Below are 23822 nucleotides of genomic sequence, written 5' to 3' on the forward strand. Positions count from 1 at the left end.
GACCATTTCGTGATTACCTATATAGAAGAGCACGCGCGCCTTGCGCAATATATTGCCCAATGTTTGATTATTCCGCATCATGCATCATTACCTTTGCCCGGATCACACCCAGGATGTACATCTGAAATGTCTGAGAAATCCCGCAACATAGCCTCTGCCCTGTTCCCTCTGGGGCTGCTGATGATCGCCATGATCTCCATTCAAAGCGGCGCATCGCTGGCAAAGAGTCTTTTCCCTGTCGTGGGCGCGCAAGGCACCACGACCCTGAGACTGGTATTTGCCAGCCTTATTCTGGTTGCCGTCCTGCGACCGTGGCGGGCGAATCTGACAGCTAAGTCGTTACGCACCGTCGTGATCTACGGCATTGCGCTGGGTTGCATGAACCTTCTCTTCTATATGTCGTTGCAGACAGTGCCCCTGGGGATTGCAGTAGCGCTGGAATTCACCGGTCCGCTGGCTGTGGCTTTGCTGTCTTCCCGCAAGCCCATTGATTTTCTCTGGGTGACTCTGGCAGTCATCGGCCTGCTGTTGTTGATCCCGCTGGGGACCTCAGCTGCCGCAATTGATCTGCTCGGTGCCGGCTATGCTTTGGGCGCAGGCGTGTGCTGGGCCGCATACATCGTGTTCGGTCACAAGGCCGGCGCCGACAATGGTGTGCAGACAGCAGCGCTTGGCGTTGTGATTGCCGCGCTGTTCATAGGGCCAATAGGCGTAATACACGCAGGCTCTGCGTTACTGGATATTTCACTGATACCCGCAGCACTGGGTGTCGCCATCCTCTCGACCGCCCTGCCCTATAGCCTGGAGATGATTGCCTTGACGCGAATGTCGGCGCGTACATTCGGCACGCTGGCAAGCCTGGAACCCGTCTTCGCCGCGCTTTCAGGCCTGGTGTTTCTCCATGAAAGCCTTTCACTGACTCAATGGCTGGCGATCGGCGCAATCATCTTCGCGTCCATCGGCGCGACCCTTGGCTCTGCAAACAGCAAACCTCAATTGGTACCGGCCGACTGAACTTACCACGCATCAAGAAGCCATATGGCACTAGCATTTGTTACGCGCATGCGCCATGTTTGTACCTGACCGATTTATCTTCGGTGGCTATGCGTTACAGTTCAAAAGACTCATGGTCCAGTCAATCGGATGGATCGCGATCAGCAATGGCCCGCTAAGGAAAGGAATGAAATACATTTTTGTCGTATTGGCCATCTTGGCTGTGGCAGGTTGTGCAGCCACGTCCAAACCCGTCACGCAAAGCAAGCGAGGCATCCACATCAACTGCTCAGGCCTCACCTCGTCCTGGGCAAAATGCTACGAACTGGCTACCAACTCCTGCGCGTCGAGAACATTCAAGGTGATCGCGAAGTCCGGCGATGCCACCGAGGAGCCCGAAGACTATCCGTTCGGCCTGAACCCGGCGGGTTACACCAGCCGCAGCATGATCATCGTCTGCAGGAAAGCTGCACCACTGGCTGAACCGTTACCGCAGGACTGAGCCTGCGGCAACGCGAAAGCTTGATCAGACAGGAATCGTCCGGGCCTGCAGCCACAGCAGCGCAGTGCCCTGCAGCAACGGGCTCAAGCGCGTCAGAACCTGCACATGGTAGTCATTCAGCCAAGTGCGTTCTTCTGCGTTCAACATCGACACCTCAAGGCAACGGGTGTCGATCGGGCACAGGGTCAGCGTTTCGAAGCGCAAAAACTCGCCGAACTCGGTTTTGCCGGCTTCCTGGTTGATCACCAGGTTTTCGATACGCACTCCCCAGCGCCCAGGCCGGTAAGTACCCGGCTCGATGGACGTGATCATGCCCGGCAGCATGGCCGTCTGCGGCGTTGCAGGTGCCTGATAGGCAATGACCTGCGGCCCCTCGTGCACATTCAGGAAATACCCCACACCGTGCCCGGTGCCATGGCCGTAATTGACACCCTCACTCCAGATAGGCGCTCGGGCAATTGCGTCCAGCAGCGGCGACTGAATACCCTTGGGAAAGTGCGCACGCGATAGCGCGATCACACCCTTGAGCACGCGAGTACAGTCCTGTTTCTGTTCAGCGCTCGGTGTTCCGATCGCCACCATGCGCGTGATGTCGGTGGTACCACCAAGGTACTGCCCGCCCGAATCGATCAGCAGCAAACCGTCGCCTTCTATCCGCGCATGCTCCGCCTCGGTCGCGCGGTAATGCGGCATCGCGCCATTGGCGTTGAATCCCGCAATGGTGGCAAAGCTGGGCGAGACATAACCCGGACGTCGCTCGCGTGCCTGAGTGAGCTTTTCATCAATGGTCAGTTCGCTGACAGGCTCTCGCCCCAGCGCACTGTCCAGCCAGGCGAAGAACTCGCAGAGCGCGGCGCCGTCCTGCTCCATGGCCTGACGGATGTGGGCCGTATCGGTCTCGGTTTTTTGCGATTTCAGCAACGTGCTGGGGTTGAGCCCTTCAACCAGCGTGACCTCGCTGTCCAGGTAATCGAGCAGCCCGCAGGTAACCCGCGCCGGATCGACCAGCAGTCGCGCGTCCTTAGGCAGTTCGCGCAAGGCGGCGCCAATCTGCGTGTATTCCATGAGGTTGATACCGTCGCGCTCCAGGCGCGCACGTACCGAGTCCGGTACTTTCTTCGAGTCCACGAACAGCGTGACGCTTTGCGGACCGATCAAGGCAAATGCGATGAACACCGGATTGTAGGAAACGTCTGCGCCACGCAGATTGAACAGCCAGGCGATGTCGTCCAGTGTGGCGATGAAATGCCAGTCAGCTTTTCGCTCGACGATAATCTGACGAACCCGCGCGAGTTTTTCGTTACGGTCCAGTGACGCCTGGGGAGGCAAATGCTCGTAAATCGGGTGAGACGGCAACGCGGGGCGGTCCTGCCACAGCTCGGTGAGCAGGTCGATATCGGTTCGCAGCCGCGCACCACGTTCGTAGAGCTTGCTTGCCAATGTCCGCGAAGAGGCAACGGCCAGAACCGCCCCATCAACGGCAACCACGCTCTCTGCCTTGGCTTCATCTGCCAGCCATTCGAGCGGGCCTTGTTGGCCGGGCATCAGCTTCACCAATTCGATGCCGCTGCCAGCCAGCTCCTTGGTGGCCTGTTCCCAATAGCGGCTGTCAGCCCATATGCCGGCGAAATCCTGGGTGATGATCAGCGTACCGACCGAGCCGTGAAAACCCGACAGCCACTGGCGCCCCTGCCAATAGCCGGGCAGGTATTCGGAGAGGTGCGGATCCGCTGACGGCACCAGATAGGCATCGATGCGCTCCCTGCTCATCAAGGCGCGGGTTTGCGCCAAACGTTCTGCCACGTCTGAACTGGCATTGGATTGCGTACTCATTGACTCTCCTGCTGACCCGGAAATTGACTGCTTTCACCGGTTCAGATAATGGAGCACTCATCGAGCCTGAGCAACCGCCCAGAACGCTGGCTGAATCAGAGAGGCGCGAATCGAGTCAGCCGCGCGCGCTATGTCCTGCTCGCGAGTGAAGCGCCCCAGACTCAGGCGTATGGTCTGGCTGGCGGCCTGCGGGCTCAGCCCAAGGGCCAGCAGGACATGCGACGGCAGGTTTTTCGCCGAGTTGCAGGCGGAAGTGGACGAAAAGGCGAGGCTCTCACCCAGCGCGGCGACGTCCAGATCGTTATGGGTGAACGTAAAACTGAGTGTGTGGGCAATCCGCTGTGTGGGACTGCCGTTGATACACACCCCGGGAATCCCGGCCAGGCGCTTACAAAGAAGATCGCTCAGCCGCTGTATTTCAACCACCTCACCTTCGAGCACCTCTGCCGCCAAGGCAAAGGCCGCGCCCATTCCGGCAATCTGATGCGTTGCCAGTGTCCCCGAGCGTAAGCCACATTCGTGCCCTCCCCCATGTATCTGGGCGAGAACACGCTGCTGCGCACGCGGACCGACGTACAAAGCGCCGATACCCTTGGGCCCGTAGATTTTGTGTGCCGAGAGCGACATCAAATCTACCGCGAGCTGGCTGAGGTCGATTGGCAGCTTGCCAGCGCCCTGTGCAGCGTCGACATGCAACAGCGCCCCGTGCCCCCTTACGCGTCTGCCGATTTCGGCGATGTCGTTAACGGTACCCAGTTCGTTATTGACCAGCATCAGCGAGACCAGAAATGTATCGTCACGCAAGGCTGCACTGACGGCATCGGCACTGATCAGGCCCTCGCTGTCCGGCGCCAGCCAGGTGACCTCGACGCCCTCCTGCTCAAGTTGACGGGCGGTGTCGAGGGTAGCCTTGTGCTCGATCAGGCTGGTGATGATATGACCGGGTTTGCCTCCGGCGGCGGCTGCCTGGCGCTTGGCACGCTCCTGAGCCACCCCCTTGAGTGCCAGATTGCTGGACTCGGTCGCGCCAGAAGTCCAGATGATCTGCGAGGCTTGCGCACCCACCAGATGCGCAACCTGCTCACGGGCAAGCTCCACTGCAAGGCGGGCCTTCTGGCCGAACGAATGGGAGCTGGAGGCCGGATTGCCGAAGTTGCCTGACACCCCCAGGCAATCGACCATCACTCTGATAACGCGCTCGTCCACAGGGGTGGTGGCGGCGTAATCGAAATACAGCACTGGCTCGTTCATGCGCGCTCCTCGTTCACAGACCATGAAGAGGATCATGCACGAAATCAAATAGAACTAAAAATTATCAATTAATATTTATATAGACAAAAATAGAATATAAAGAAATTGGCCATCGTAAAGTCTGTTGATCTCTGCACGCCCGACTGAGGCGGCAGTCTGTGTCATTAAATACACATCGAAAGATGATATTTTTTTGACAGCCTTATAAATCAATACTTTAGATTCTCCAATCTACCATTTATCAAAAATATAACAGAAACCTGACGAAATAATTTGACAGATACCCTGCCGCCACCGATATATAGGACCGTCAGGCACACTCCGGTTTTACGCACATGCCGCAGAGCATAGCGTCGGAATAATCAGCCGAAGTTGACTGCTGTCCCGTCTCACCCTGTCAGTTATTTCCACGGCGCTTATCCGGCGCTGGCGGATGCCTGTTGACTCTCCATTCCTTTTTTAAATGCTGAATGCGTTCGGTGTGGCGGTAGCGTTGCCTGTTGCAATGCGACCCACTCGACGCTTATGCGTTGATTCTCGGTAAACGGCTCCCTGACTGGATCGACCGATTCGGCGGTAGCGTGCCCGGCAATCAACGTACGTCTGCAACGGATGCCCGGTCACCCGCTTGGCAACGCACTGATTCATAGAAACATGGAGGCTTCGATGATTAACGTGACCAAGACGTACCTGGGTGATATCGACCAGTTCAAACGCTATGTCGAAGGCATCTACGCACGTGGCTGGCTGACCAATCACGGGCCGCTGGCCAAGGAGCTGACGGACCGACTCAAGGACTACCTGGGCGTCAGGCACATTATTCTGACCAACAACGGCACCCTGGCCCTGCAAGTGGCCTATCGGGCGCTGGGGCTGAGCGGCAGCGCAGTGACTACGCCATTCAGTTTTGTCGCGACCAGCAGCTCGCTGCAATGGGAAGGCATTCGGCCCATCTTTGCCGACATCGATGCGCACACCTGGAACATCTCGCCCAACCACATCGAAAACAGCATTACCGAAGACACCACGGCGATCGTCGCCACCCACGTGTTCGGCAATCCTTGCGACGTGCAAGCCATCGAGCAAATAGCCCGCAAGCACAAGCTCAAGGTCGTCTATGACGGCGCACACGCATTCGCCGTGCGTCACGCAGGCCAGTCGGTGCTCAATCACGGCGACATCAGCACCTTGAGCTTCCATGCCACCAAGCTGTTTCACACCATTGAAGGTGGCGCGATCATCACCAACGATGACGAGCTGGCCAGACAAGCCCATCTGATGTGCAACTTCGGCATTTCCGGCGTCGACCGGATCGATGGCCTCGGCATAAACGCCAAGCTCAATGAGTTCTCCGCCGCCATGGGGCTGTGCATTCTCGACAACATCGGCAATATTCTCGAAGCGCGCGCAGAGATAGCCGACCACTACACTTCGTCGCTGCAAGATTATCTGGATCTGCAGACACCCCAGGCCGATAGCCAGCTGAATCACAGCTATTACCCCGTGGCCCTACGCGACGAGCAACAATTGCTGGGCGTGCGCACGGCACTCAACCAGCACAAGATCAACCCTCGCCGCTACTTCTACCCTTCACTGGATACCCTTGAATACCTGCAGCCGCAACCCGGCCAGCCAGTCTCCAGAGCGTTGAGCGAGCGAGTGCTGTGCCTGCCGATCTATCCCGGTCTGCTGAGAAGCGAGCAGGACCTGGTCATCCGCACCCTGATCGAAGCCTGCAGCGAGACTGACTACCGGGCTTGCACCGTTGCACGGGTCTGCTGACGATCATGCCAGGCAAACATTCCCTCATTCGTAACACCCTCCTGAATTACGGCGGGCAGGCTTACGTGCTGCTGGTCGGGATTCTGATCATGCCGTTCTATCTGGGCCACCTGGGTGCAGAAGCGTACGGCCTGATCGGTTTTTTCACCCTGCTGCAGGCCTGGCTGCAATTGCTGGATGCCGGCCTGTCGCCCAGCCTGGTGCGTGCGGTGGCGCATGCGCGAGACACTCCAGCACGTAAACAACACCTGTGCCGTCTGCTGCGCTCGTTCGAACTGATCTTTCTGCCGTTGGCAATGTTCAGCGCCCTGCTTGTCGGTGTCCTCAGCCCCTGGATCGCCGCGCACTGGCTGAACGCAAACACGCTACAACCCGACACGCTGACCCATTGCATCACCTTGATGGGCATCATCATTGCCCTGCGCCTGTGTTCGACGCTGTACAAAAGCGCGATTCAGGGTCTTGAACAACATGCCTGGCTCAACGCCGCCAATGTGTCGATCGCGACGTTGCGCTACTTCGGTGGCCTGGTGCTGGTCAGTCAGTTTTCCCGGGACCCACGGGACTTCTTTGAATTTCAACTGGCGGTGGGGCTGATCGAAACCCTGCTGTTTGCCGGCAAGGCACGTGGGCAAATGCCTGCGCCGCATTGGCTGACCGGTCTGGACTGGCCATTGATCAAGCCGATCCTGCCGTTCGCCGCCAGCCTGTCGCTGAGTGCTGTGCTGTGGATCGTGCTGACTCAGGTGGACAAGGCTCTTTTGTCGAATCTGCTGCCGCTGGACCAGTACGGCTATTTCTCATTGGTGGCGTTGATCACTACCGGCATCGTGATGCTGACCAACCCGCTGGTCCAGACGCTGCTGCCGCGCCTGACCGTGTTGATGGCCGAAGGGCGACGCGACGATATGCACGCCCTGTTTCTGGCCGCCAATCGCCTCGCCTGTACCTTTTTATTCCCGCTGGCTGCGGTCATTGCCCTGTATGCAGAGCCGTTGATCCTCGCCTGGACCGGCGATCCGGTTGCCGCGCGCTGGAGTCGCCCGGTGCTGGGCTGGTACGCGCTGGGCAGCGCCATCATGGCCGCCAGTGCCTTTCAGTTCTATCTGCAATACGCCTATGGCCGGATGCATTTGCACCTGTGGTACAGCCTGATTTCGACGCTGGTCAGCGTGCCGGTGATGGTTCTGGCGATCCATTACCAGGGCGTGTACGGCGCGGCGTTGGCGTGGTTTTTTCTGCGGGCGACGTCCTTCGCGATATGGCCAGTCATCGTGCATCGACACCTGGCCCCCGGTCTTCATCGCCAGTGGTTGAGCGACATTCTGCGGATCAGCGCGATGAGCGCTGCAGGCCTGGTGGTCAGCGTCCCCGTCTTCAATCTGATTGCCGGTGAAAGCCGAATCAGCGTGCTTCTGGCACTCGCGCTCAGCGGGCTTGTCACCCTGACACTGGTGGCGACGAGTCACCGGCCGCTGGCATCGAAACTCTATGTTCTGTTCAGTAAACCGAGTACTTGAGCCATGGACGACACTGTAAAGAATACCGACGAAACCTGCCTGGCGCCGCCGCTGCTGAGCATCGTATGCCCCGCCTACAATCAAGAGGGCTTCATCGCTCAGACGCTGGACGGGCTTTTGGCACAGCAGACCGATTTCAGGTACGAAATCCTGATCAACGACGACGCCTCCACCGACGGCACCGCGCGCATCATTGCGCACTACGCCGAGCGGTATCCGACGATCATTCGGGCCTTCTATCAACAGGTCAATCAGTACAGTCAGGGCAGCGCGTGCGTCCCGGGCCTGTTTGGCGAAGCACGCGGTCGCTACATCGCCTACTGCGAAGCCGATGACTACTGGACCGATCCGCAAAAACTGCAGCTGCAAGTGGACTTTCTCGAAGCTCATCCGGATTACGTCATCACTTATCACGATGCGTTCGTCTTCGATGAGCACGGGCAGTATGGCGTGCAGTTGCAAGGTCATCTGCGCGCCGATGCCTCGGCGCTGGAGTTGCAAAAAGCGAGACGCCTCTCGACCCTGACTGTCTGTTTTCGCAATGTGTTCAGCCAGATGCCGCCCGAATTGAGCCTGTGCAGCGCGCCGTTGAACGATATGTGCTGGTGGTCGTTGCTGGGGGCCTACGGCAAGGGCAAGTTCATGGCCGGGATCAAGCCGGCCGCCTATCGCATGCACCCTGGCGGGGTGTTCTCGATGCGCAGTGACAAACGCAAGTTGCACATGAACCTGCAGACCTGCTCAAGCCTGGCCAACTATTACAACCGCCTGGGCAATCAGCCGCTGTACCAGTATTTCCTGATGCAGACGGTGTGCCTGTCGCTGGCCGCACTCGCCCCCCGCCACAAGCTGCAGACGGTGTGGAAGGTGGCAGGCAACGTGATCGGCAATCTGCGCAGGCGCCTGTTGCCGGACACTGGCAACGCTCATGTTCAGTAGTGTGCTGGTGTTGTGCGTCGGCAACGTTTGCCGCAGCCCGATGGCGGTCGCGATGCTGCATGAACGCCTGAAGGCCACTCAGGTGCGTATCCAGTCGGCAGGCATCGCCGCGCTATCGGGTTCGTCGATCGACCCGACGGCACATGCGGTGCTGCAGTCGCACCGGGTGCAGCCTCGGCGGCATGCCGCTCGCCAGGTGAATCGCGAGCTGCTGCGCGAGGCCGACCTGATCCTGCTGATGGAGCAGGCGCATTTTTCCAACGTCCTCGAACTGGCCCCCGAAGTGCGCGGCAAAGCGTTTCTGATCGGTAAATGGCAGGACCCGCTCGACATCACCGACCCTTACCGGCGGCCCGCGTCAGCCTTCGAACAGACCTACGCGCAGCTCTCACGCTGCATCGACGACTGGCTTCCCCATTTTCAGTCAGGAGCAACAGGATAAATGACCGTCATGAACCATCCTTCCCTGAATTTCCAAGCGGACTCCCGGATTGATCTGGCAACGGTCCTGCGGATGCTGTTCGATCACAAGACCCTGATCCTGTGGACCGTCGGCCTGTTTTTTCTGCTCGGCCTGGGCTACGCCATTCTGGCCACGCCGGTGTATCAGGCCACCGCCATGATTCAGATAGAACCCCGAAAAATCGGCATCGAGGGTACGCCGGAAGTCAGTGCCAAGCCACTCTCGGTGTCGCAGGCGACCACCGAGATCGAGTTGATCAAGTCCCGCGCGCTGCTGGGCAAGGTCGTCGACGATCTGAAGCTCAATAGGCTCCAGACACCTGATTTGTTTCCTGTGATCGGTCCTTATCTGTATCGCACCTTCAAGCCCGCACGCGACGGTGAACTGGCGCAGCCTTTATTCGGCCTGACCCAATATGCGTGGGGCGGCGAAAAAATAGAGGTGTTCCAACTGGAAGTGCCAGAGCACCTGCTGGGTGAAAAACTCACCCTGACCGCAGGCAAACCCGGCCAGTTCTCGCTCTACGATAGCAAACACAATCTGCTGCTCGGCGGGGCGATCAATCGCGTGGTCGAAGGCCACGGAATCAAGATTCAGGTCGCTACGTTGCAGGCCCGGCCCGGTACCGATTTCACTGTCTCCAGACAGCGCACACTCAGCACCGCGCTGATCTATCAGAACCGCCTGAAGATCGCCGAGGCCGGCAGGGATTCGGGGATCATCTACCTGTCGATCGAGGACCAGGATGCGCAACGGGCCAACCGGATTCTTGATGAAGTCAGCCATCTGTATGTACGCCAGAACGTCGAGCGCAGTTCTGCCGAAGCCGCCCAGCGACTGCAGTTTTTGCGCTCGCAGTTACCCGCCGTACGCAAGCAGCTCGAAGAATCGGAAACCGCACTGAATACCTTCCAGACCAGCGCCCGGTCGGTGGACCTGAGTATCGAAACCAAGGGGGTGCTTGACCAGGTAGTCAGTCTCGACTCAATGCTATCGGAACTGAAACTCAAACGCGTCGAACTGGAACGGCTGTATACCCGCGAGCACCCGACCTATCGCAGCCTGATGAGCCAGATGAACCAGCTGGAACAACAGCGCCAGGGCCTGCTGAAAAAAATCGACGCGCTGCCCATGACCCAGCAGGAGTTGTTGCGCCTGACCCGTGATATGCAGGTCATCAGCCAGACCTACACACTGATGCTCAACAAAAGCCAGGAGCAGGACATTCTGCGCGCCGGCAACATCGGCAACGTACGGGTCATCGATAACGCCGACACCAATGTCGAAAGACCCGTCAAACCGATGAAAACACTGATCGTGCTGATTGCCACGCTGCTCGGCGCGCTGGTCGCGATGACCATGGTTTTCGTGCGCCAGGCGTTCTATCGCGGCATCGAAAGCGCCGAGAGCATTGAAAATCTGGGCATGCCGGTCTACGCGTCGCTGCCGCACTCGCGCCAACAGGAGCATCTGGACAAGCGCGACCATGCCGGCCAGGAGTCGAAGTTGCTGAGCATTGCCGCGCCCGCCGAGCTGGCGATCGAGTCATTGCGCAGCCTGCGCACAAGCCTGCACTTCGCCATGCTTGAAGCGCGCAACAACGTGCTGATGATCTCCAGCCCGACACCGGGTGCCGGCAAGTCTTTTGTGTCGAGCAATCTGGCGACCATCATTGCCCAGACCGGCAAACGGGTCCTGCTGATCGATGCCGACATGCGCAAAGGCTACCTGCATCGCCTCTTCGGTCTGCAACCCAAACACGGGCTGTCCGACACACTGGCGGCGCGTCTGCGCTGTACCGAGGTCATCAACAGCACCCGTGTCCGGCATCTGGATTTCATCTCCTGTGGTTTCGCCGCGCCCAACCCCTCGGAGCTGCTGATGCATGACAACTTCCACAAGATGCTTGCCGAACTGTCGCCGCTGTATGACCTGATTCTGATCGACACACCGCCCATCCTGGCCGTGACCGATGCGACGCTGGTGGGCCGTCAGGCGGGCACTTGCCTGCTGGTGGCGCGCTTTGGCATGACCACCGTCCAGGAAATCGAAGCCAGCAAACGCCGTCTGGGTCAGAACGGAATTCTGATCAAGGGCGCCATTTTCAACGCGGTGGTGCGCAAGGCCACGACCTCCGACTACGACTGCGCCGCCTACGGCTACAACTACCACCCCGCGCCCCGATAGCCGGGGCGCTGCTTGCCGCTGACCGAGCTGTTTCATTTAAAAGGAATTAACCATGTCCCACTCCGACCAGGATGTCCGCTGGTACCTGATCCAGACCAAACCACGGCAGGAAGCCCGCGCCGAAGAACATTTGCGGCGTCAGCAGTTCGAGTGCTATCGACCGTTACAGGTCGATGCAAAAAAACCCGGCACCAGGGTTCAGGCCGGCGAGGCCTTGTTCCCCGGTTATCTGTTCATTCACATGGATCAGGTGCAGGACAACTGGTACCCGATTCGCTCCACCCGCGGCGTCTCGCGCATCGTGACTTTCGGTGGTCATCCGGTCCCGGTTCGGGATCATCTGATCGAGCAGATCCGCCAACGACTCGCCACACCCGCGCCGAAAACACAGTTTACCCAGGGGGACGCGGTGCTGATCACCCATGCCAGCTGGGGTGAAGTCGAGGCCATCTTTCTGAGTGAAGATGGCGCGCAGCGCGCGGTGATCCTGCTCAATATGCTGCAACGTCAGCAAAAAGTGGTGTTGCCGATCAGCAGCCTGTCGCGAATCGAGGCGAGCGCCTAGCGCTCGAACCCGCCGCAACCTGCCGCACGACGTGTACTGAAAGCATGCGTCGCACGCCTGTTTCACCAGCCTCGGAATCGCACCATGCCGCGTCAGACCACCCTGGTGACGCTCACCTATGGTGACCGTTTCAGCTATTTGCACACCCTGATCAGCCGCTCGCTGGAAAGCCCGCTGATTGGCCGCGTGATCGTTGTCAGCAATGCTTCCACCGCGCCACTGCAAGCGCTGTGCGATGAGTGGCCCGATCGGGTTCAGGTGATCTGGCTGCCGCACAACACCGGCTCGGCCAATGGCTACTCGGTGGGCATTAACGCCGCGCTGCAAACCGGAGACGACTGCATCTGGCTGATGGACGACGATAACGCACCGACCGCGCATGCCATCGAGGCATTGCATCGATCCTTGCGTGAACGGCAACTCATCGACGGCCAGGACAACTGCGCGGTGCTCGGCTTTCGCCCCACGCATCAAGCCGACATCGCCGCAGGTGTGCCGCTGCAATATGCGATCCAGCGGCGCTCAAGCTTCTTCGGCTTTCACATCGCACAGTTGCCGTACAAGATCTGGCGACGCCTGCCGTGGGGAAAGCCCGATGCCACCCGGCTGATGCCGGAACACGTGCAACTGCCTTTTGCCACTTACGGCGGGCTGCTTGCCCATCGCAGCCTTTACCAAAAGATCGGCCTGCCGCTGGATGCTCTCAAGCTGTACAGCGATGACAGCGAATACACCTGGCGCATCACCGACGGTGGCGGAAAGCTGTTTCTGGTGCCCGATGCGCGGCTGGACGATCTGGAAGACTCCTGGAACATCAAGGCACGTACCCGCAATGTCTATGAAAGCTACCTGCTGGGCGGATCGGATCTGCGCGCCTACTACGCAGCGCGCAATCAGGCCTGGTTCGACAAACATGTCTGGGCGGCCTCCCCAATCAGCTATCGGCTCAATCGCTGGGTTTTTCTCTGCCTGCTGAACCTGTATGCCTGGCGCTGTGGCGCAGTGCAGCGTCTGGACCTGCTCAACGACGCCATTCGCGAGGGCGAAGCCGGCAGGCTGGGCCTGAACAGGGCCTACCCGCTATGAAAATCCTTTTCATCAACAGCCTCTACGCGCCCGATATCGGCGGCGGCGCAGAAATCATTCTGCAACGTACCGTCGAGGGCTTGCAGCAGCGCGGGCACAGCGTCGCGGTATTGGCCACCACTGACCGACCTGGCTTGCAACTGGCGGAGGTCAACCGGGTCAAGGTCTATCGAGCCGGCCTGCTTAACCGTTACTGGCACTTCATCGCCCAGCGTCCGGGCCGTCTGGCGCGCTTTGCCTGGCACTGGCGCGATCGCTACAACGCAGGCATGCGTGAGTACGTGGAGCGCGTGATGGAGCTGGAGCAGCCGGAACTGGTGGTGTGCCATAACCTGACGGGCTGGTCGGTCTCGGCATGGGACCAGATCACCCAGGCCAATTGCCCGATCGTGCAGGTGCTGCACGACTTTTACTTGCTGTGCCCGGCAAGCACGATGTTCAGAAAGGGCAAAAGCTGTCAGCGCCGCTGCACGACGTGCACACGGTTGCGCAGTCAGCATGCACACCAGTCGAAACAGGTCAGCGCGGTGGTCGGTGTCAGCCGCTTCATGCTCGACACGCTGCGGGAGCAGGATTATTTCAAGCATGCCAGAGGCTATGTGGTGCATAACGCCAGCCCGTTTACGCCAGCGCTTCGCGAGCAGCCCAAGGCACTTGTCAATGACGCACCGTTGCGTTTCGGTTACCTGGGCACCCTGTCGACCAACAAGGGGCTGGAGTGGCTGATCGAGCAGTTCCAGCGCCTGCCGTTCAAAGCCACCCTGCAGATTGCCGGGCGCGGACAGTCGACTGACGAAAAGCGCTTCAAAGCCATGGTCACGTCCCCCGACATCAGTTTCGTCGGTTTTCAGAGACCCGAGAACTTCTATCGCCAGATCGATGTGGCGATTGTGCCTTCCCTGTGGAATGAGCCGTTCGGCATGGTCGCGGTCGAGGCATGCGCGCACTCGCTGCCGGTCATCGCCAGCCGCATGGGCGGGCTCACGGAAATCATTCAGGAACCGCTCAATGGCTTGCTGTGCAGCCCCGATGATCCTGACTCACTGGGGCTGGCGATGCTCAGGCTGCATCAGCAGCCCGAACTGCTGGCACGCCTTGGCAGCCAGGCACGCAGCAGCGTCGCGTCGTTGATGAATCTGGACCTGATGCTGGACCAGTACGAAAGCATTTTTGCCCAGACCTTGCAGGACCGCAGCACGTAGCACAGCGAACGGGCGCAATCGCCCCCTTTGACGACATCACGGACACGGTGTGGCACCCATCAGCTCACCTTCATCAGCAGGATGCTCAAGATGATTTTCATCAATGCACGGTTTCTTACCCAGGACATCAGTGGTGTACAGCGCTACGCAGAGCAGATGTGCCGAGCGCTGAAGCGACTGCGCGACGATCTGCTATTCGTTACCCCGCACAACATCAGACGGCATGACTGCGCCAGCGCATTGGAGGCGCACTGCATCGGGCGCTCCACCGGGCATGCGTGGGAGCAGATCGACCTGCCGCTGTACCTGAAACGTCGGGGCAGTCCGCTGCTGATCTCGATCAGCAACACCGGGCCCATGCTGTATGGCAACCAGATTGCGACTCACCACGACATCAACTATGTGCGCTACCCGCAAAGTTACACCCGGCTGTTCCGGCTGGCCTATCGGACCATCACCCCGATCCTGCTGTCGCGCGCCAAAACGCTGATCACCGGCAGCCACTTCTCGCGCAAAGAAATATCCTCGTTCTATGGCTACGCAGAAGACAAGGTGCTCGTCGTACCGGCTGCGGTCAGCGACGATTTCATACCGGGGTCGACCGCTGTAGGTCAGCCGAACTACCTGCTGGCCGTGTCCTCACCGGCCGTGCACAAGAATTTCAGGCGGATGATTCAGGCCTTTCTCAGCCTGCGTGGCCACACGGATCTGCAACTGCACATTGTCGGCGCAGCCAGCGCGCTGTTCGCCGACCCGAACCTGCAGCACCTCGCCTGCCGTGACCCGCGCATCCGTTTTCTGGGTCGTCTCAGTGATGCCGAATTGATCGAGCAATATCAGGGCGCGACCGCGTTCGTGTTCCCTTCGCTTTACGAGGGCTTCGGCATCCCGCCGCTCGAAGCCCAGGCCTGCGGCTGCCCGGTGCTGGCGGCCAATGCCGCATCGATCCCCGAGGTTCTGCAAGGCAGTGCTCTGTATTTCGACCCGCTGGACGTCAGCCACATGGCCGCAGCCATGCAGCGCATTCTGCTGGATGCGCCCTTGCGTAACGCCCTGCGTGTACAAGGCCTGCAAAACGTGCAGCGCTTTTCCTGGGAGCTTTCCGCGCAACGCCTTTCCCAGCGCATCGACACGTTGCTGGCGTCCGACCCCGCGCAGCAAAGCAGACTGGACGTCACCGCCGAATCGTCCACCGGCAAACCCTGACTCCACAACAGCAACGCCAGGATGCGCGCCGTCGCGTCCGCAGTAGCGCGGGCCATTACAGCAAGGAACGCCCATGAAAATCGCTATCGTCCACGACTGGCTGGTGAGTTACGCCGGTGCCGAGCGCGTGCTTGCATCACTGATCAACGTCTGGCCCGCTGCGGACCTGTTTGCCGTCATCGACTTCCTCAGCGATCAGGACCGCGCGCACCTGCACGGCAAGGCCGCCAGAACGACGTTCATCCAGAAGCTGCCCGGCGCCCGCAAACACTATGCGCGCTACCTGCCGCTGATGCCGCTGGCCATCGAGCAACTGGATCTGTCCGGTTATGACCTGATCATCAGCAGCAGCCACGCAGTGGCCAAGGGCGTGCTGTGCGGCCCGGACCAATTGCACATCAGTTATGTGCACTCGCCGATCCGCTATGCCTGGGACTTGCAGCACCAGTACCTTCAGGAGTCAGGGATGAACAAGGGCATCAAGGGTGGTCTGGCACGTCTGATCCTGCATTACATTCGCCTGTGGGACCAGCGCACGTCGACCGGTGTGGATGCCTTCATCGCCAATTCCGGGTTTATCGGTGCGCGCATCAGCAAGGCCTATCGACGCGACTCCACCGTCATCTACCCGCCCGTGGACACGCTCGGCTTCACTGCCCAAGGCGCGCGCGGGGACTTCTACTTCTGCGCCTCACGGATGGTGCCTTACAAACGCATGCCGATGATCGTCGAAGCCTTCGCCGCGATGCCTGACAAGCGCCTGATCATGATCGGCGACGGACCGGACCTGGCCAAGGCGCAGGCCATTGCCAGCCAGGTGAGCAACGTGACGCTGCTGGGTTTTCAGCCAGGTAACGTGCTGCTCGAGCACATGCGCAGCGCCAAAGCGTTTGTCTTTGCCGCCGAGGAGGACTTCGGCATCAGCCCGGTCGAGGCCCAGGCCTGCGGCACGCCGGTCATCGCCTTCGCCAAGGGCGGCGTCATGGAGACCGTGCACGGCCTGGATCACCCGCAACCGACCGGCGTGTTCTACCGACAGCAAACGGTCGCATCACTGATCGCCGCCATCGGCGAATTCGAAGCGGCGCAATCACGCATCTCTCCCGAGGCCTGCCGGGCCAATGCCGAGCGGTTTTCGGTCGCGCGCTTCGAGCAGGAGATCAAGGCCTTCGTCGAGGACCGTCTGACCGTCTCAAGCGGGATCCATCTGGCGCGCCTGCCTCAGTCGCCATGGGTCGCCCAGGCATCGCCTGGCCTGGGCAGCGAACTGCCGGGCCGTGTTGTCTCCCTGAAAACCGTCTGAGCGAGCCCTTCCCATGCGTACTTCAGTCCGCGGCATTCTGCGTGCCCACCAGTCAGCGCTTTCACTCGCCCATCGCTTGCTGGACCTGACCGTCATCGTGCTGATCGGTTACTGGCAAACCGGGCTGACGGTCACCGACAGCACAGAGGCCTGGTCGCACATTTTCCTCGCGGTGCTGGTCTTTCACTGGGTCAGCGAGTATCACCAGTTGTATGGCTCATGGCGCGGCGAGCGCATTCTGCGCGAGCTGACCAAAGTCTTCAGTTACTGGGCGATGACCTTCATCACCCTGCTGTCGCTGAACAGCCTGCTGCTCAACCAGACGCAATTGCCCGATAACGGCCAGATGAGCTGGTTTGCGCTGGCACTCGCCGTGCTGTGCGGCTACCGGCTGCTGATTCGTCTAGCCCTGCACACGTTGCGTCGGCGTGGCTTCAACACGCGTCGGGTGGCGATCGTCGGCACCGGGCAGGTCGGCGAGCGGCTGGCCCGGTCCATCGCCCTGGCGCCCTGGATGGGCCTGATCCTGCTGGGCTTTTACGACACGCACCCGCAGCAGATGAATCTGCAGGCGCACAAGCGCCGCCCGCCAGTATTGGGTGATCTGCAGCAGTTGATCGACGATGCCCGCGCAGGCCGGATCGACAAGGTGTACATCACCCTCGCCTTCAGCGCCGAACCGCAACTGCGCGAGTTGATTACCGGCCTGAGCGACACCACCGCCTCGGTGTACCTGATTCCGGATGTGTTCATGTTCGACCTGCTGCATGCGCGCAGTGAAAGCATCAACGGCCTGGCCAGCATCAGCATTTTCGACTCGCCCATGGACGGTGCCTGGAGCCTGGCCAAACGTGCCGAAGACATCGTGCTGTCGAGCCTGATTCTGTTGCTGATCGCTGTGCCGCTGCTGACCATCGCGGCAGCCATCAAGCTCACCTCGACCGGCCCGGTGCTGTTCCGCCAGCGCCGCTACGGGCTGGACGGCCGCTCGATCATGGTCTGGAAATTTCGCAGCATGCGCGTCCAGGAGAACACCGACGGGGTGCTTCAGGCGACGCGCAACGACGCGCGGGTAACGCCGCTGGGCCGTTTTTTGCGACGCACGTCGCTGGATGAACTGCCGCAGTTCTTCAATGTGCTGCACGGCGACATGTCCATCGTCGGCCCTCGCCCCCATGCCATTGCCCACAACGAGCAGTACCGCGGGCAGGTCAGCGGCTACATGTTGCGCTACAAGGTCAAGCCCGGCATCACCGGCTGGGCGCAGATCAACGGCTGGCGCGGCGAAACCGACACGCTGGACAAGATGCGCATGCGCGTCGAATTCGACCTGGACTACATCGAGCACTGGTCGATCTGGCTGGACCTGAAAATCATTCTGCTGACGCTGCTCAAGGGGTTCGTCAACAAGAACGCCTTCTGATGCCGGCGCTGCCCCGAGCACACACCCAACACCCTCGGTACGCAACACGAACGGAGCAATCCCATGAAAGGAAAAACGTCATGAATCGAAGCGTTACTGCGTTACTGCTGGTCAGTCTGGCGCTGCAAGGCTGTGCATTCGCGCCGGGGCAACATATGACGCCGGATGACGTCACCCTCGACAAACCTGACGAGCCCCGGGCACAGTTGATCGAGGTGACCCCGAAAACCCTGCAGCAACAGCAACTGCGCGCCACCGCAGAGGCCAAGGCCCTGCCGCAGGCGCTGCTGGACTACAGAACTCCGGAATACGTGATCGGTGCTGGCGATACCTTGCTGGTCACCGTGTTCGAACACCCCGAACTGACCGCGCCGGGCTCACAGGACCAACTGGATGCCAACACCCGGGAAGTGCTCAACGACGGCACGCTCTACTTCCCCTATGTAGGCAGAATCCGCGCGAGTGGCAGAACGGTCAGCGAGGTTCGTGAGCAGTTGCGCATGGGCCTGGCGCCGCAATACACCGAGGTCAAGGTCGACGTCAAAGTGCTGCGCTACAACAGCCAGCGAATACTGTTGTCCGGTTCTTTCAAGGTCCCAGGCCCGCAACCGATTACCAATATTCCGTTGAGCCTGGTGCAGGCGGTGAGTGTCGCCGGCGTCGACCTGACCGACGCCAACCTGGCCGGGCTGACCCTGCGCCGGGAGGGCAAGGATTACCTGATCGACATCGACTCGCTGAACCGCCGGGACTCACAACTGAGCCGGATCTTCCTCAAGGACGGCGATTACCTGCACCTGAACAGCAACTCGCGAAACAAGATCTACGTGCTGGGCGAGGTCCGTAACCCTCAGGTGATCTCGTTCGGCACCACCCGCCTGACCCTGCTCGAAGCGCTGGGAAACTCCGGCGGCCTCAGCCCGGACAGCGCAGACGGCGATGCGGTGTACGTCATACGCGGTGCGGAAAACTTTGCCCAGGCGCCTTCCACCGTCTACCACCTCAATGCGAAAAAGCCCACTGCCTACCTGCTGGCGGGGCAGTTCGAGCTCAAGGCGCAGGATGTGGTGTTCGTCGGCCCTGCCGATATCACCCGCTGGAGCCGCTTCATCAGCCAGTTGCTCGGCTCGGCCAGTGTGATACAGACCGGTGCGGCCTTTCGCAACTGACCCGGACGGCCGTTCACCCATCTCCCTGCACGCGGTTGTGCAGGGATTTTTTTGCCTGTCACACCGCGTCAGACTGTTGCCAGAGCAACAGCTGTTCGACAGTTGACGGCTTTTGCATCAGCGCGGCGAACTCTCTCCCCCTGCATGCAATACACGCAGACCCAATAGCTGCGGGCCATAGCCAGCCACACAAAGAGGCTGGCACATAAGCTGCTTTGCAGGTTTACGCTTATCGCAAGGACATCCCACATGCGCGTCGTTTCACTTTCAGGCAGCCCCTCCCCAAAATCCCGTTCCGGCGTTGTGCTGGCCCACGCCAGCCGCTGGCTGCAGAGCCACGGCGTTGAAGTCACCACATTGCGCATACGCGACTTCAATGCAGAGGACCTGCTTTTCGCCCGTTTCGACAGCCCGCAGGTGCTGGAATTGATCGAAGCGGTCAGCCAGGCCGATGGCCTGCTGATCGGTACGCCGGTGTACAAGGCGTCATTTTCCGGCGCACTGAAAACCCTGCTCGACGTGCTGCCCGAGCGCGCGCTGCATGGCAAAGTGGTCTTGCCGCTGGCCACCGGCGGCAGTATCGCGCACATGCTGGCCGTGGATTACGCGCTCAAACCGGTGCTGTCGGCGCTCAAGTCGCAGGAAGTGCTGCACGGCATCTTCGCCATCGATACCCAGGTCAGCTACGACGACAACGAACAAGGCGGTACGCTGGACGAAGTTCTCACCGAGCGCCTGCATGAAGGGCTGGAACATTTCCACCACGGCCTGCAACGCCGCTTGCAGGCGCGTCACAAGCAGGCTGGCGGGCATTTGCAACTGGCGTTGTAGATCCGCGGAATAGCCTCGGCATCAATGCTCGATAAACAGCGGATACAACGAGGCCACCAACAGCGCTGCCATCACGCCGTTGAAAATACGTAACCCGAGCGGATCACGCAGAACGTTGCGCAGCAAACTGCCAAAGCCTGCCCAGACGCCCACGCTGGGCAGGTTGATCAGCGCAAACACTGCCGAAATCACCAGTACATTGTAGAAGTAGCCCTGCATGGGGGTGTAGGTGCTGATCGCGCCGATCGCCATGATCCAGGCCTTGGGATTGACCCATTGAAAGAGCGCGGCGCTCATGAAACTCAGCGGCTTGCCCTGGCTGTCGACCTTATCGGACGCGGGCCCCGACGTGGCGATTTTCCAGGCCAGGTACAGAAGGTAGGCAGCGCCCACGTAGCGCAGGATGGTGTAGAGAACCGGCCAGGCCTTGAACACACTGCCCAGACCGAAGCCGACGGCCAGCACCAGAACGAAAAAACCGACACTGATACCCAGCATGTGCGGCAGGGTGCGACTGAAACCGAAATTCACGCCCGAGGCCAGCAGCATCATGTTGTTGGGGCCGGGAGTAATGGAGGTGACGAACGCGAAGAGCGTGAACGCCAGAAGCAAATCGAAAGAGAGAAACATGCTGCCTGTCCGGATCAGTGAGTCAGGTACTCACCCTATCGAAGGCGTTGCAGGAAACACACGGACAGTTAAAGGCCAATTGCAGCAGTACAGTTTTTACGTAAAACCCTTTTCAGGCAGACTGTTAACCTTGTGGCTGCTGCCCCATGACCCCCAGGTCAACGCTGGTTTCGCCTTTTTCATCGAAGTCCCGCGCCTGCTGGAGCTGCGGATCCGCCATCAATTGCGCCTTGCGTGCCTGATACTCATCAAATGACAGGCCGCGACGGTTGAGATCTTCAAGGGCCAGTTGATGGCTTTCTTCAGCACTGAACGCGCGCTGCTCGACAGCGTGGTGAGTGGAGCAGCCGGAAACCAGCGCAACAGTGAATGTCAGGACAAGCGCAAGGGCAAGCATACGGTTCATCAGGGGCCTCCGGTCGGCTTCATTTCAGGAATGAAGCAAGGTTACGCCTGCCCCTGACGCAGCAAAAATCATCCGCCGTGATAGTCGCTATCGACTGTTGCGAGCATTCTCGATCAACACCTCGCGCAACGCCTGAGCCGCCGCTGAAAGCTTGTGATCGGCGAGCATCATCAGCCCGATGCGCCGCTCGATCAGCGGCTCCACCAGCGCTACGCAGCAGGCCCCCAGTTCCTGCATCTGCCCGATGCACAGTGACGGCACCGCGCTGACGCCCAGACCATTGGCAACCATGCGCCCGATGGTCGACAACTGATGACTCTCGAACGCGACCGCCAGCTTGCCGTGGCGCGGCTCGATAGCCTGCTCCAGCAGCAAACGCACCGCCGACGGGCGTTGCAGGGCGATGAAGTCTTCACGCAGCAGTTCTTCCCAGGTGACCTCACACCGCTCGGACAGCGACGACTCCCGTGGCACCACGGCGACGAAGCGATCCATATAGAACGGGGTGAACGACAGGGCACTGTTCGACTCGGGCTCAAAGCCGATACCCAGTTCGACACGGCGATGGCGGACCATTTCCAGCACTTGCTCATTGATCACGTCATGCACCGCCACATTGACGCGCGGGTAGCGCCCGCGAAACACCTTCAAGGCCGCTGGCAGCAGGTTGCCGGCAAACGACGGCATGGCGGCCACCGATACCCGGCCCGTTTGCAGGGTAAAACGCTGACGCAGCAGTTCTTCGGTGTTGTCCCAGTCGGCCAGCAACTGGCGCGCCAGCGGCAACAGGGTTTCGCCTTCGGGCGTCAGACCGACGTTGCGCGTGGTGCGCGTCAACAGCTGCCCGCCAAGGTCCTCCTCGAGGCTCTTGATCGTCAGGCTCAAGGCCGGCTGCGACACGTTGAGTCGCTCGCCGGCCTGAGCGAAGCTCAGGTACTGCGCGACGGCCAGAAAAGCGCGAAGCTGCTTGACGTTCATATATTTGCTTTTCTTATGAATTGATCAGAAAAACAAAATTAACAAATCAGTCCTGCCGAGAGAAGATGCAGATCACCCGATCCTCCGGCAGTGCGACTGTCGGTCAACAACTACAAAAGGCGGATCATCATGGCTGGACTCGATAAACGAGTAGCGACCTACGAAGAAGCTCTTGCCGGGCTGACCGACGACATGACGGTACTCTGCGGCGGCTTCGGCCTGTGCGGCATTCCGGAAAACCTGATCGCGCAGATCAAGCGCATGGGCATCAAGGGCCTGACCGTGGTTTCCAACAACTGCGGCGTTGACGGCTTCGGACTCGGCATCCTGCTGGAAGACCGGCAGATCCGCAAAATGATTTCGTCCTACGTCGGCGAGAATGCCTTGTTCGAAAAACAGCTGCTCAGCGGCGAGCTGGAAGTCGAACTCACGCCACAAGGCACCCTGGCGGAAAAACTGCGTGCCGGTGGCGCGGGCATTCCGGCGTTCTATACCGCAACCGGTTACGGAACGCCGGTCGCCGAAGGCAAGGAAACCCGCCAGTTCAACGGCCGCAACGTGATTCTGGAAGAGGCCATTACCGGTGACTTCGCCCTGATCAAGGGCTGGAAAGCCGACCACTTCGGCAACGTTATCTATCGTCATACCGCACAGAACTTCAACCCGGTGGTGGCCACCGCCGGACGGATCACCGTGGTCGAGGTCGAGGAAATCGTCGAGCCCGGCGTGCTGCTGCCGACCCAGATCCACACCCCCGGCATCTACGTCGACCGGGTCATTCAGGGCACTTTCGAAAAACGCATCGAACAGCGCACCGTCAGAAAATCCTGATAGCGCAGCCTTGGCCGTACAACAATAAAGAGGCTTCAGACGATGGCACTTTCCCGCGAACAAATGGCTCAACGTGTCGCCCGTGAACTCAAGGACGGCTATTACGTGAACCTTGGCATCGGTATTCCGACCCTGGTGGCCAACTACGTGCCCGATGACATCGACGTCATGCTCCAGTCGGAAAACGGCCTGCTGGGCATGGGCGCCTTCCCCACCGAAGACACCATCGACGCGGACATGATCAATGCCGGCAAGCAGACGGTCACCGCGCGCATCGGCGCTTCCATTTTCTCGTCGGCCGAATCCTTCGCCATGATCCGCGGCGGCCATGTCGACCTGACTGTGCTCGGCGCTTTCGAGGTGGATATCGAGGGCAACATTGCTTCGTGGATGATCCCCGGCAAGTTGGTCAAGGGCATGGGTGGCGCGATGGACCTGGTGGCGGGTGCCGACAACATCATCGTCACCATGACCCACGCGTCGAAGGACGGCGAATCCAAACTGCTCACCCGTTGCAGCCTGCCATTGACCGGCGCAGGCTGCATCCGCAAGGTGCTGACTGATCTGGCCTACCTCGAAATCGAAAACGGCGCTTTCATCCTCCGCGAACGCGCACCGGGGGTCAGCGTGGAAGAAATCGTGGCCAAAACCGCAGGCAAGCTGATCGTGCCGGATGACGTGATCGAGATGAGTTTCTGAGTCAGGCGTCTTTGATGCGCCTC

General features: G+C 59.9%; 22 protein-coding genes. 17 read left to right on the forward strand and 5 right to left on the reverse strand.

The annotated features are described in order from the left end of the window. The first annotated feature begins 126 nt into the window (after positions 1-126). Positions 127-1014 carry a threonine/homoserine exporter RhtA gene (rhtA, locus tag LCH65_RS25890; protein ID WP_003370628.1) on the forward strand — a complete coding sequence of 296 codons (888 nt, stop codon included), beginning with the start codon at positions 127-129 and terminating at the stop codon, positions 1012-1014. Between the two features lie 166 nt (positions 1015-1180). Continuing rightward, on the forward strand, positions 1181-1495 hold the full coding sequence (locus LCH65_RS25895; RefSeq protein WP_003370625.1) for a hypothetical protein: 315 nt from the start codon (positions 1181-1183) through the stop codon (positions 1493-1495). Positions 1496-1519: 24 nt separating this feature from the next. Here the strand turns inward: LCH65_RS25895 and LCH65_RS25900 are convergent, their stop codons facing one another. Next, positions 1520-3328, reverse strand: a complete 1809-nt coding sequence (locus LCH65_RS25900; RefSeq protein WP_054081644.1) for an aminopeptidase P family protein — start codon at positions 3326-3328, stop codon at positions 1520-1522. A gap of 57 nt (positions 3329-3385) precedes the next feature. After that, positions 3386-4579 carry an aminotransferase class V-fold PLP-dependent enzyme gene (locus LCH65_RS25905; protein ID WP_054081647.1) on the reverse strand — a complete coding sequence of 398 codons (1194 nt, stop codon included), beginning with the start codon at positions 4577-4579 and terminating at the stop codon, positions 3386-3388. Positions 4580-5245: 666 nt separating this feature from the next. Here LCH65_RS25905 and LCH65_RS25910 point away from each other — a divergent pair. The 13 genes from LCH65_RS25910 to ssuE all read left to right on the forward strand — a co-directional run bounded on the left by LCH65_RS25910 (position 5246) and on the right by ssuE (position 20255). Continuing rightward, positions 5246-6361 carry a DegT/DnrJ/EryC1/StrS family aminotransferase gene (locus LCH65_RS25910; RefSeq protein WP_003370616.1) on the forward strand — a complete coding sequence of 372 codons (1116 nt, stop codon included), beginning with the start codon at positions 5246-5248 and terminating at the stop codon, positions 6359-6361. A 5-nt stretch (positions 6362-6366) separates the two neighbouring features. After that, positions 6367-7881, forward strand: coding sequence for a polysaccharide biosynthesis protein (locus LCH65_RS25915; RefSeq protein ID WP_226439933.1), 1515 nt, complete (start codon positions 6367-6369; stop codon positions 7879-7881). Positions 7882-7884: 3 nt separating this feature from the next. After that, complete coding sequence (locus LCH65_RS25920; RefSeq protein ID WP_065349554.1) at positions 7885-8820, forward strand: glycosyltransferase family A protein; 936 nt, start codon at positions 7885-7887, stop codon at positions 8818-8820. Then, positions 8810-9262, forward strand: a complete 453-nt coding sequence (locus LCH65_RS25925) for a low molecular weight protein-tyrosine-phosphatase (protein WP_003436458.1) — start codon at positions 8810-8812, stop codon at positions 9260-9262. The genes LCH65_RS25920 and LCH65_RS25925 overlap by 11 nt, the downstream gene beginning before the upstream one ends. Next, positions 9263-11470, forward strand: a complete 2208-nt coding sequence (locus LCH65_RS25930; protein ID WP_226439934.1) for a polysaccharide biosynthesis tyrosine autokinase — start codon at positions 9263-9265, stop codon at positions 11468-11470. A gap of 52 nt (positions 11471-11522) precedes the next feature. Further along, positions 11523-12035: a transcription/translation regulatory transformer protein RfaH gene (rfaH, locus tag LCH65_RS25935; RefSeq protein ID WP_003370606.1), complete on the forward strand. Its 513-nt coding sequence runs from the start codon at positions 11523-11525 to the stop codon at positions 12033-12035. An 84-nt stretch (positions 12036-12119) separates the two neighbouring features. Beyond that, entirely contained in the window at positions 12120-13121 is a 1002-nt protein-coding gene (locus LCH65_RS25940; protein WP_003370604.1) for a glycosyltransferase, read from the forward strand. After that, positions 13118-14323, forward strand: coding sequence for a glycosyltransferase family 4 protein (locus LCH65_RS25945; protein WP_074808823.1), 1206 nt, complete (start codon positions 13118-13120; stop codon positions 14321-14323). The genes LCH65_RS25940 and LCH65_RS25945 overlap by 4 nt, the downstream gene beginning before the upstream one ends. Before the next feature lie 90 nt (positions 14324-14413). Beyond that, on the forward strand, positions 14414-15529 hold the full coding sequence (locus LCH65_RS25950; RefSeq protein ID WP_060707978.1) for a glycosyltransferase family 1 protein: 1116 nt from the start codon (positions 14414-14416) through the stop codon (positions 15527-15529). Between the two features lie 73 nt (positions 15530-15602). Then, positions 15603-16832: a glycosyltransferase family 4 protein gene (locus tag LCH65_RS25955; protein ID WP_074808822.1), complete on the forward strand. Its 1230-nt coding sequence runs from the start codon at positions 15603-15605 to the stop codon at positions 16830-16832. A gap of 13 nt (positions 16833-16845) precedes the next feature. Further along, positions 16846-18255, forward strand: coding sequence for an undecaprenyl-phosphate glucose phosphotransferase (locus tag LCH65_RS25960; protein WP_226439935.1), 1410 nt, complete (start codon positions 16846-16848; stop codon positions 18253-18255). Positions 18256-18335: 80 nt separating this feature from the next. Beyond that, the gene (locus LCH65_RS25965) at positions 18336-19424 is read left to right on the forward strand and encodes a polysaccharide biosynthesis/export family protein (RefSeq protein ID WP_054081636.1); all 1089 of its coding nucleotides are present in this window, start codon (positions 18336-18338) and stop codon (positions 19422-19424) included. 249 nt (positions 19425-19673) lie between these two features. Continuing rightward, the gene (ssuE, locus tag LCH65_RS25970; RefSeq protein ID WP_003436439.1) at positions 19674-20255 is read left to right on the forward strand and encodes an NADPH-dependent FMN reductase; all 582 of its coding nucleotides are present in this window, start codon (positions 19674-19676) and stop codon (positions 20253-20255) included. A gap of 21 nt (positions 20256-20276) precedes the next feature. On the opposite strand, the gene LCH65_RS25975 is transcribed toward ssuE, so the two are convergent. The 3 genes from LCH65_RS25975 to LCH65_RS25985 all read right to left on the reverse strand — a co-directional run bounded on the left by LCH65_RS25975 (position 20277) and on the right by LCH65_RS25985 (position 22269). Further along, positions 20277-20885, reverse strand: a complete 609-nt coding sequence (locus tag LCH65_RS25975; RefSeq protein WP_003370588.1) for a LysE family translocator — start codon at positions 20883-20885, stop codon at positions 20277-20279. Positions 20886-21009: 124 nt separating this feature from the next. Continuing rightward, on the reverse strand, positions 21010-21291 hold the full coding sequence (locus LCH65_RS25980; RefSeq protein ID WP_054081634.1) for a hypothetical protein: 282 nt from the start codon (positions 21289-21291) through the stop codon (positions 21010-21012). Between the two features lie 87 nt (positions 21292-21378). Beyond that, entirely contained in the window at positions 21379-22269 is an 891-nt protein-coding gene (locus LCH65_RS25985; RefSeq protein ID WP_003436436.1) for a LysR family transcriptional regulator, read from the reverse strand. A 129-nt stretch (positions 22270-22398) separates the two neighbouring features. Here LCH65_RS25985 and LCH65_RS25990 point away from each other — a divergent pair, with 129 nt between their 5' ends. Both LCH65_RS25990 and LCH65_RS25995 read left to right on the forward strand, forming a co-directional pair. After that, complete coding sequence (locus LCH65_RS25990; RefSeq protein ID WP_003391701.1) at positions 22399-23100, forward strand: CoA transferase subunit A; 702 nt, start codon at positions 22399-22401, stop codon at positions 23098-23100. Between the two features lie 42 nt (positions 23101-23142). Beyond that, positions 23143-23799, forward strand: a complete 657-nt coding sequence (locus tag LCH65_RS25995) for a CoA transferase subunit B (RefSeq protein ID WP_003370578.1) — start codon at positions 23143-23145, stop codon at positions 23797-23799. Positions 23800-23822 lie beyond the last annotated feature (23 nt).

This window comes from Pseudomonas sp. MWU16-30316 (assembly GCF_020515645.1).
Classification (GTDB): Bacteria; Pseudomonadota; Gammaproteobacteria; order Pseudomonadales; family Pseudomonadaceae; genus Aquipseudomonas; species Aquipseudomonas cerasi.

What these genes read in the sequence shown, in the direction of transcription:
- LCH65_RS25945 (WP_074808823.1), top strand. Translation starts at nt 13,118, where the DNA reads ATGAAAATCCTTTTCATCAACAGCCTCTACGCGCCCGATATCGGCGGC.
- rhtA (WP_003370628.1), top strand. Translation starts at nt 127, where the DNA reads ATGTCTGAGAAATCCCGCAACATAGCCTCTGCCCTGTTCCCTCTGGGG.
- LCH65_RS25895 (WP_003370625.1), top strand. Translation starts at nt 1,181, where the DNA reads ATGAAATACATTTTTGTCGTATTGGCCATCTTGGCTGTGGCAGGTTGT.
- LCH65_RS25940 (WP_003370604.1), top strand. Translation starts at nt 12,120, where the DNA reads ATGCCGCGTCAGACCACCCTGGTGACGCTCACCTATGGTGACCGTTTC.
- LCH65_RS25960 (WP_226439935.1), top strand. Translation starts at nt 16,846, where the DNA reads ATGCGTACTTCAGTCCGCGGCATTCTGCGTGCCCACCAGTCAGCGCTT.
- rfaH (WP_003370606.1), top strand. Translation starts at nt 11,523, where the DNA reads ATGTCCCACTCCGACCAGGATGTCCGCTGGTACCTGATCCAGACCAAA.
- LCH65_RS25920 (WP_065349554.1), top strand. Translation starts at nt 7,885, where the DNA reads ATGGACGACACTGTAAAGAATACCGACGAAACCTGCCTGGCGCCGCCG.
- LCH65_RS25910 (WP_003370616.1), top strand. Translation starts at nt 5,246, where the DNA reads ATGATTAACGTGACCAAGACGTACCTGGGTGATATCGACCAGTTCAAA.
- ssuE (WP_003436439.1), top strand. Translation starts at nt 19,674, where the DNA reads ATGCGCGTCGTTTCACTTTCAGGCAGCCCCTCCCCAAAATCCCGTTCC.
- LCH65_RS25995 (WP_003370578.1), top strand. Translation starts at nt 23,143, where the DNA reads ATGGCACTTTCCCGCGAACAAATGGCTCAACGTGTCGCCCGTGAACTC.
- LCH65_RS25900 (WP_054081644.1), bottom strand. Translation starts at nt 3,328, where the DNA reads ATGAGTACGCAATCCAATGCCAGTTCAGACGTGGCAGAACGTTTGGCG.
- LCH65_RS25955 (WP_074808822.1), top strand. Translation starts at nt 15,603, where the DNA reads ATGAAAATCGCTATCGTCCACGACTGGCTGGTGAGTTACGCCGGTGCC.
- LCH65_RS25950 (WP_060707978.1), top strand. Translation starts at nt 14,414, where the DNA reads ATGATTTTCATCAATGCACGGTTTCTTACCCAGGACATCAGTGGTGTA.
- LCH65_RS25925 (WP_003436458.1), top strand. Translation starts at nt 8,810, where the DNA reads ATGTTCAGTAGTGTGCTGGTGTTGTGCGTCGGCAACGTTTGCCGCAGC.
- LCH65_RS25915 (WP_226439933.1), top strand. Translation starts at nt 6,367, where the DNA reads ATGCCAGGCAAACATTCCCTCATTCGTAACACCCTCCTGAATTACGGC.
- LCH65_RS25930 (WP_226439934.1), top strand. Translation starts at nt 9,263, where the DNA reads ATGACCGTCATGAACCATCCTTCCCTGAATTTCCAAGCGGACTCCCGG.
- LCH65_RS25980 (WP_054081634.1), bottom strand. Translation starts at nt 21,291, where the DNA reads ATGAACCGTATGCTTGCCCTTGCGCTTGTCCTGACATTCACTGTTGCG.
- LCH65_RS25975 (WP_003370588.1), bottom strand. Translation starts at nt 20,885, where the DNA reads ATGTTTCTCTCTTTCGATTTGCTTCTGGCGTTCACGCTCTTCGCGTTC.
- LCH65_RS25985 (WP_003436436.1), bottom strand. Translation starts at nt 22,269, where the DNA reads ATGAACGTCAAGCAGCTTCGCGCTTTTCTGGCCGTCGCGCAGTACCTG.
- LCH65_RS25965 (WP_054081636.1), top strand. Translation starts at nt 18,336, where the DNA reads ATGAATCGAAGCGTTACTGCGTTACTGCTGGTCAGTCTGGCGCTGCAA.
- LCH65_RS25905 (WP_054081647.1), bottom strand. Translation starts at nt 4,579, where the DNA reads ATGAACGAGCCAGTGCTGTATTTCGATTACGCCGCCACCACCCCTGTG.
- LCH65_RS25990 (WP_003391701.1), top strand. Translation starts at nt 22,399, where the DNA reads ATGGCTGGACTCGATAAACGAGTAGCGACCTACGAAGAAGCTCTTGCC.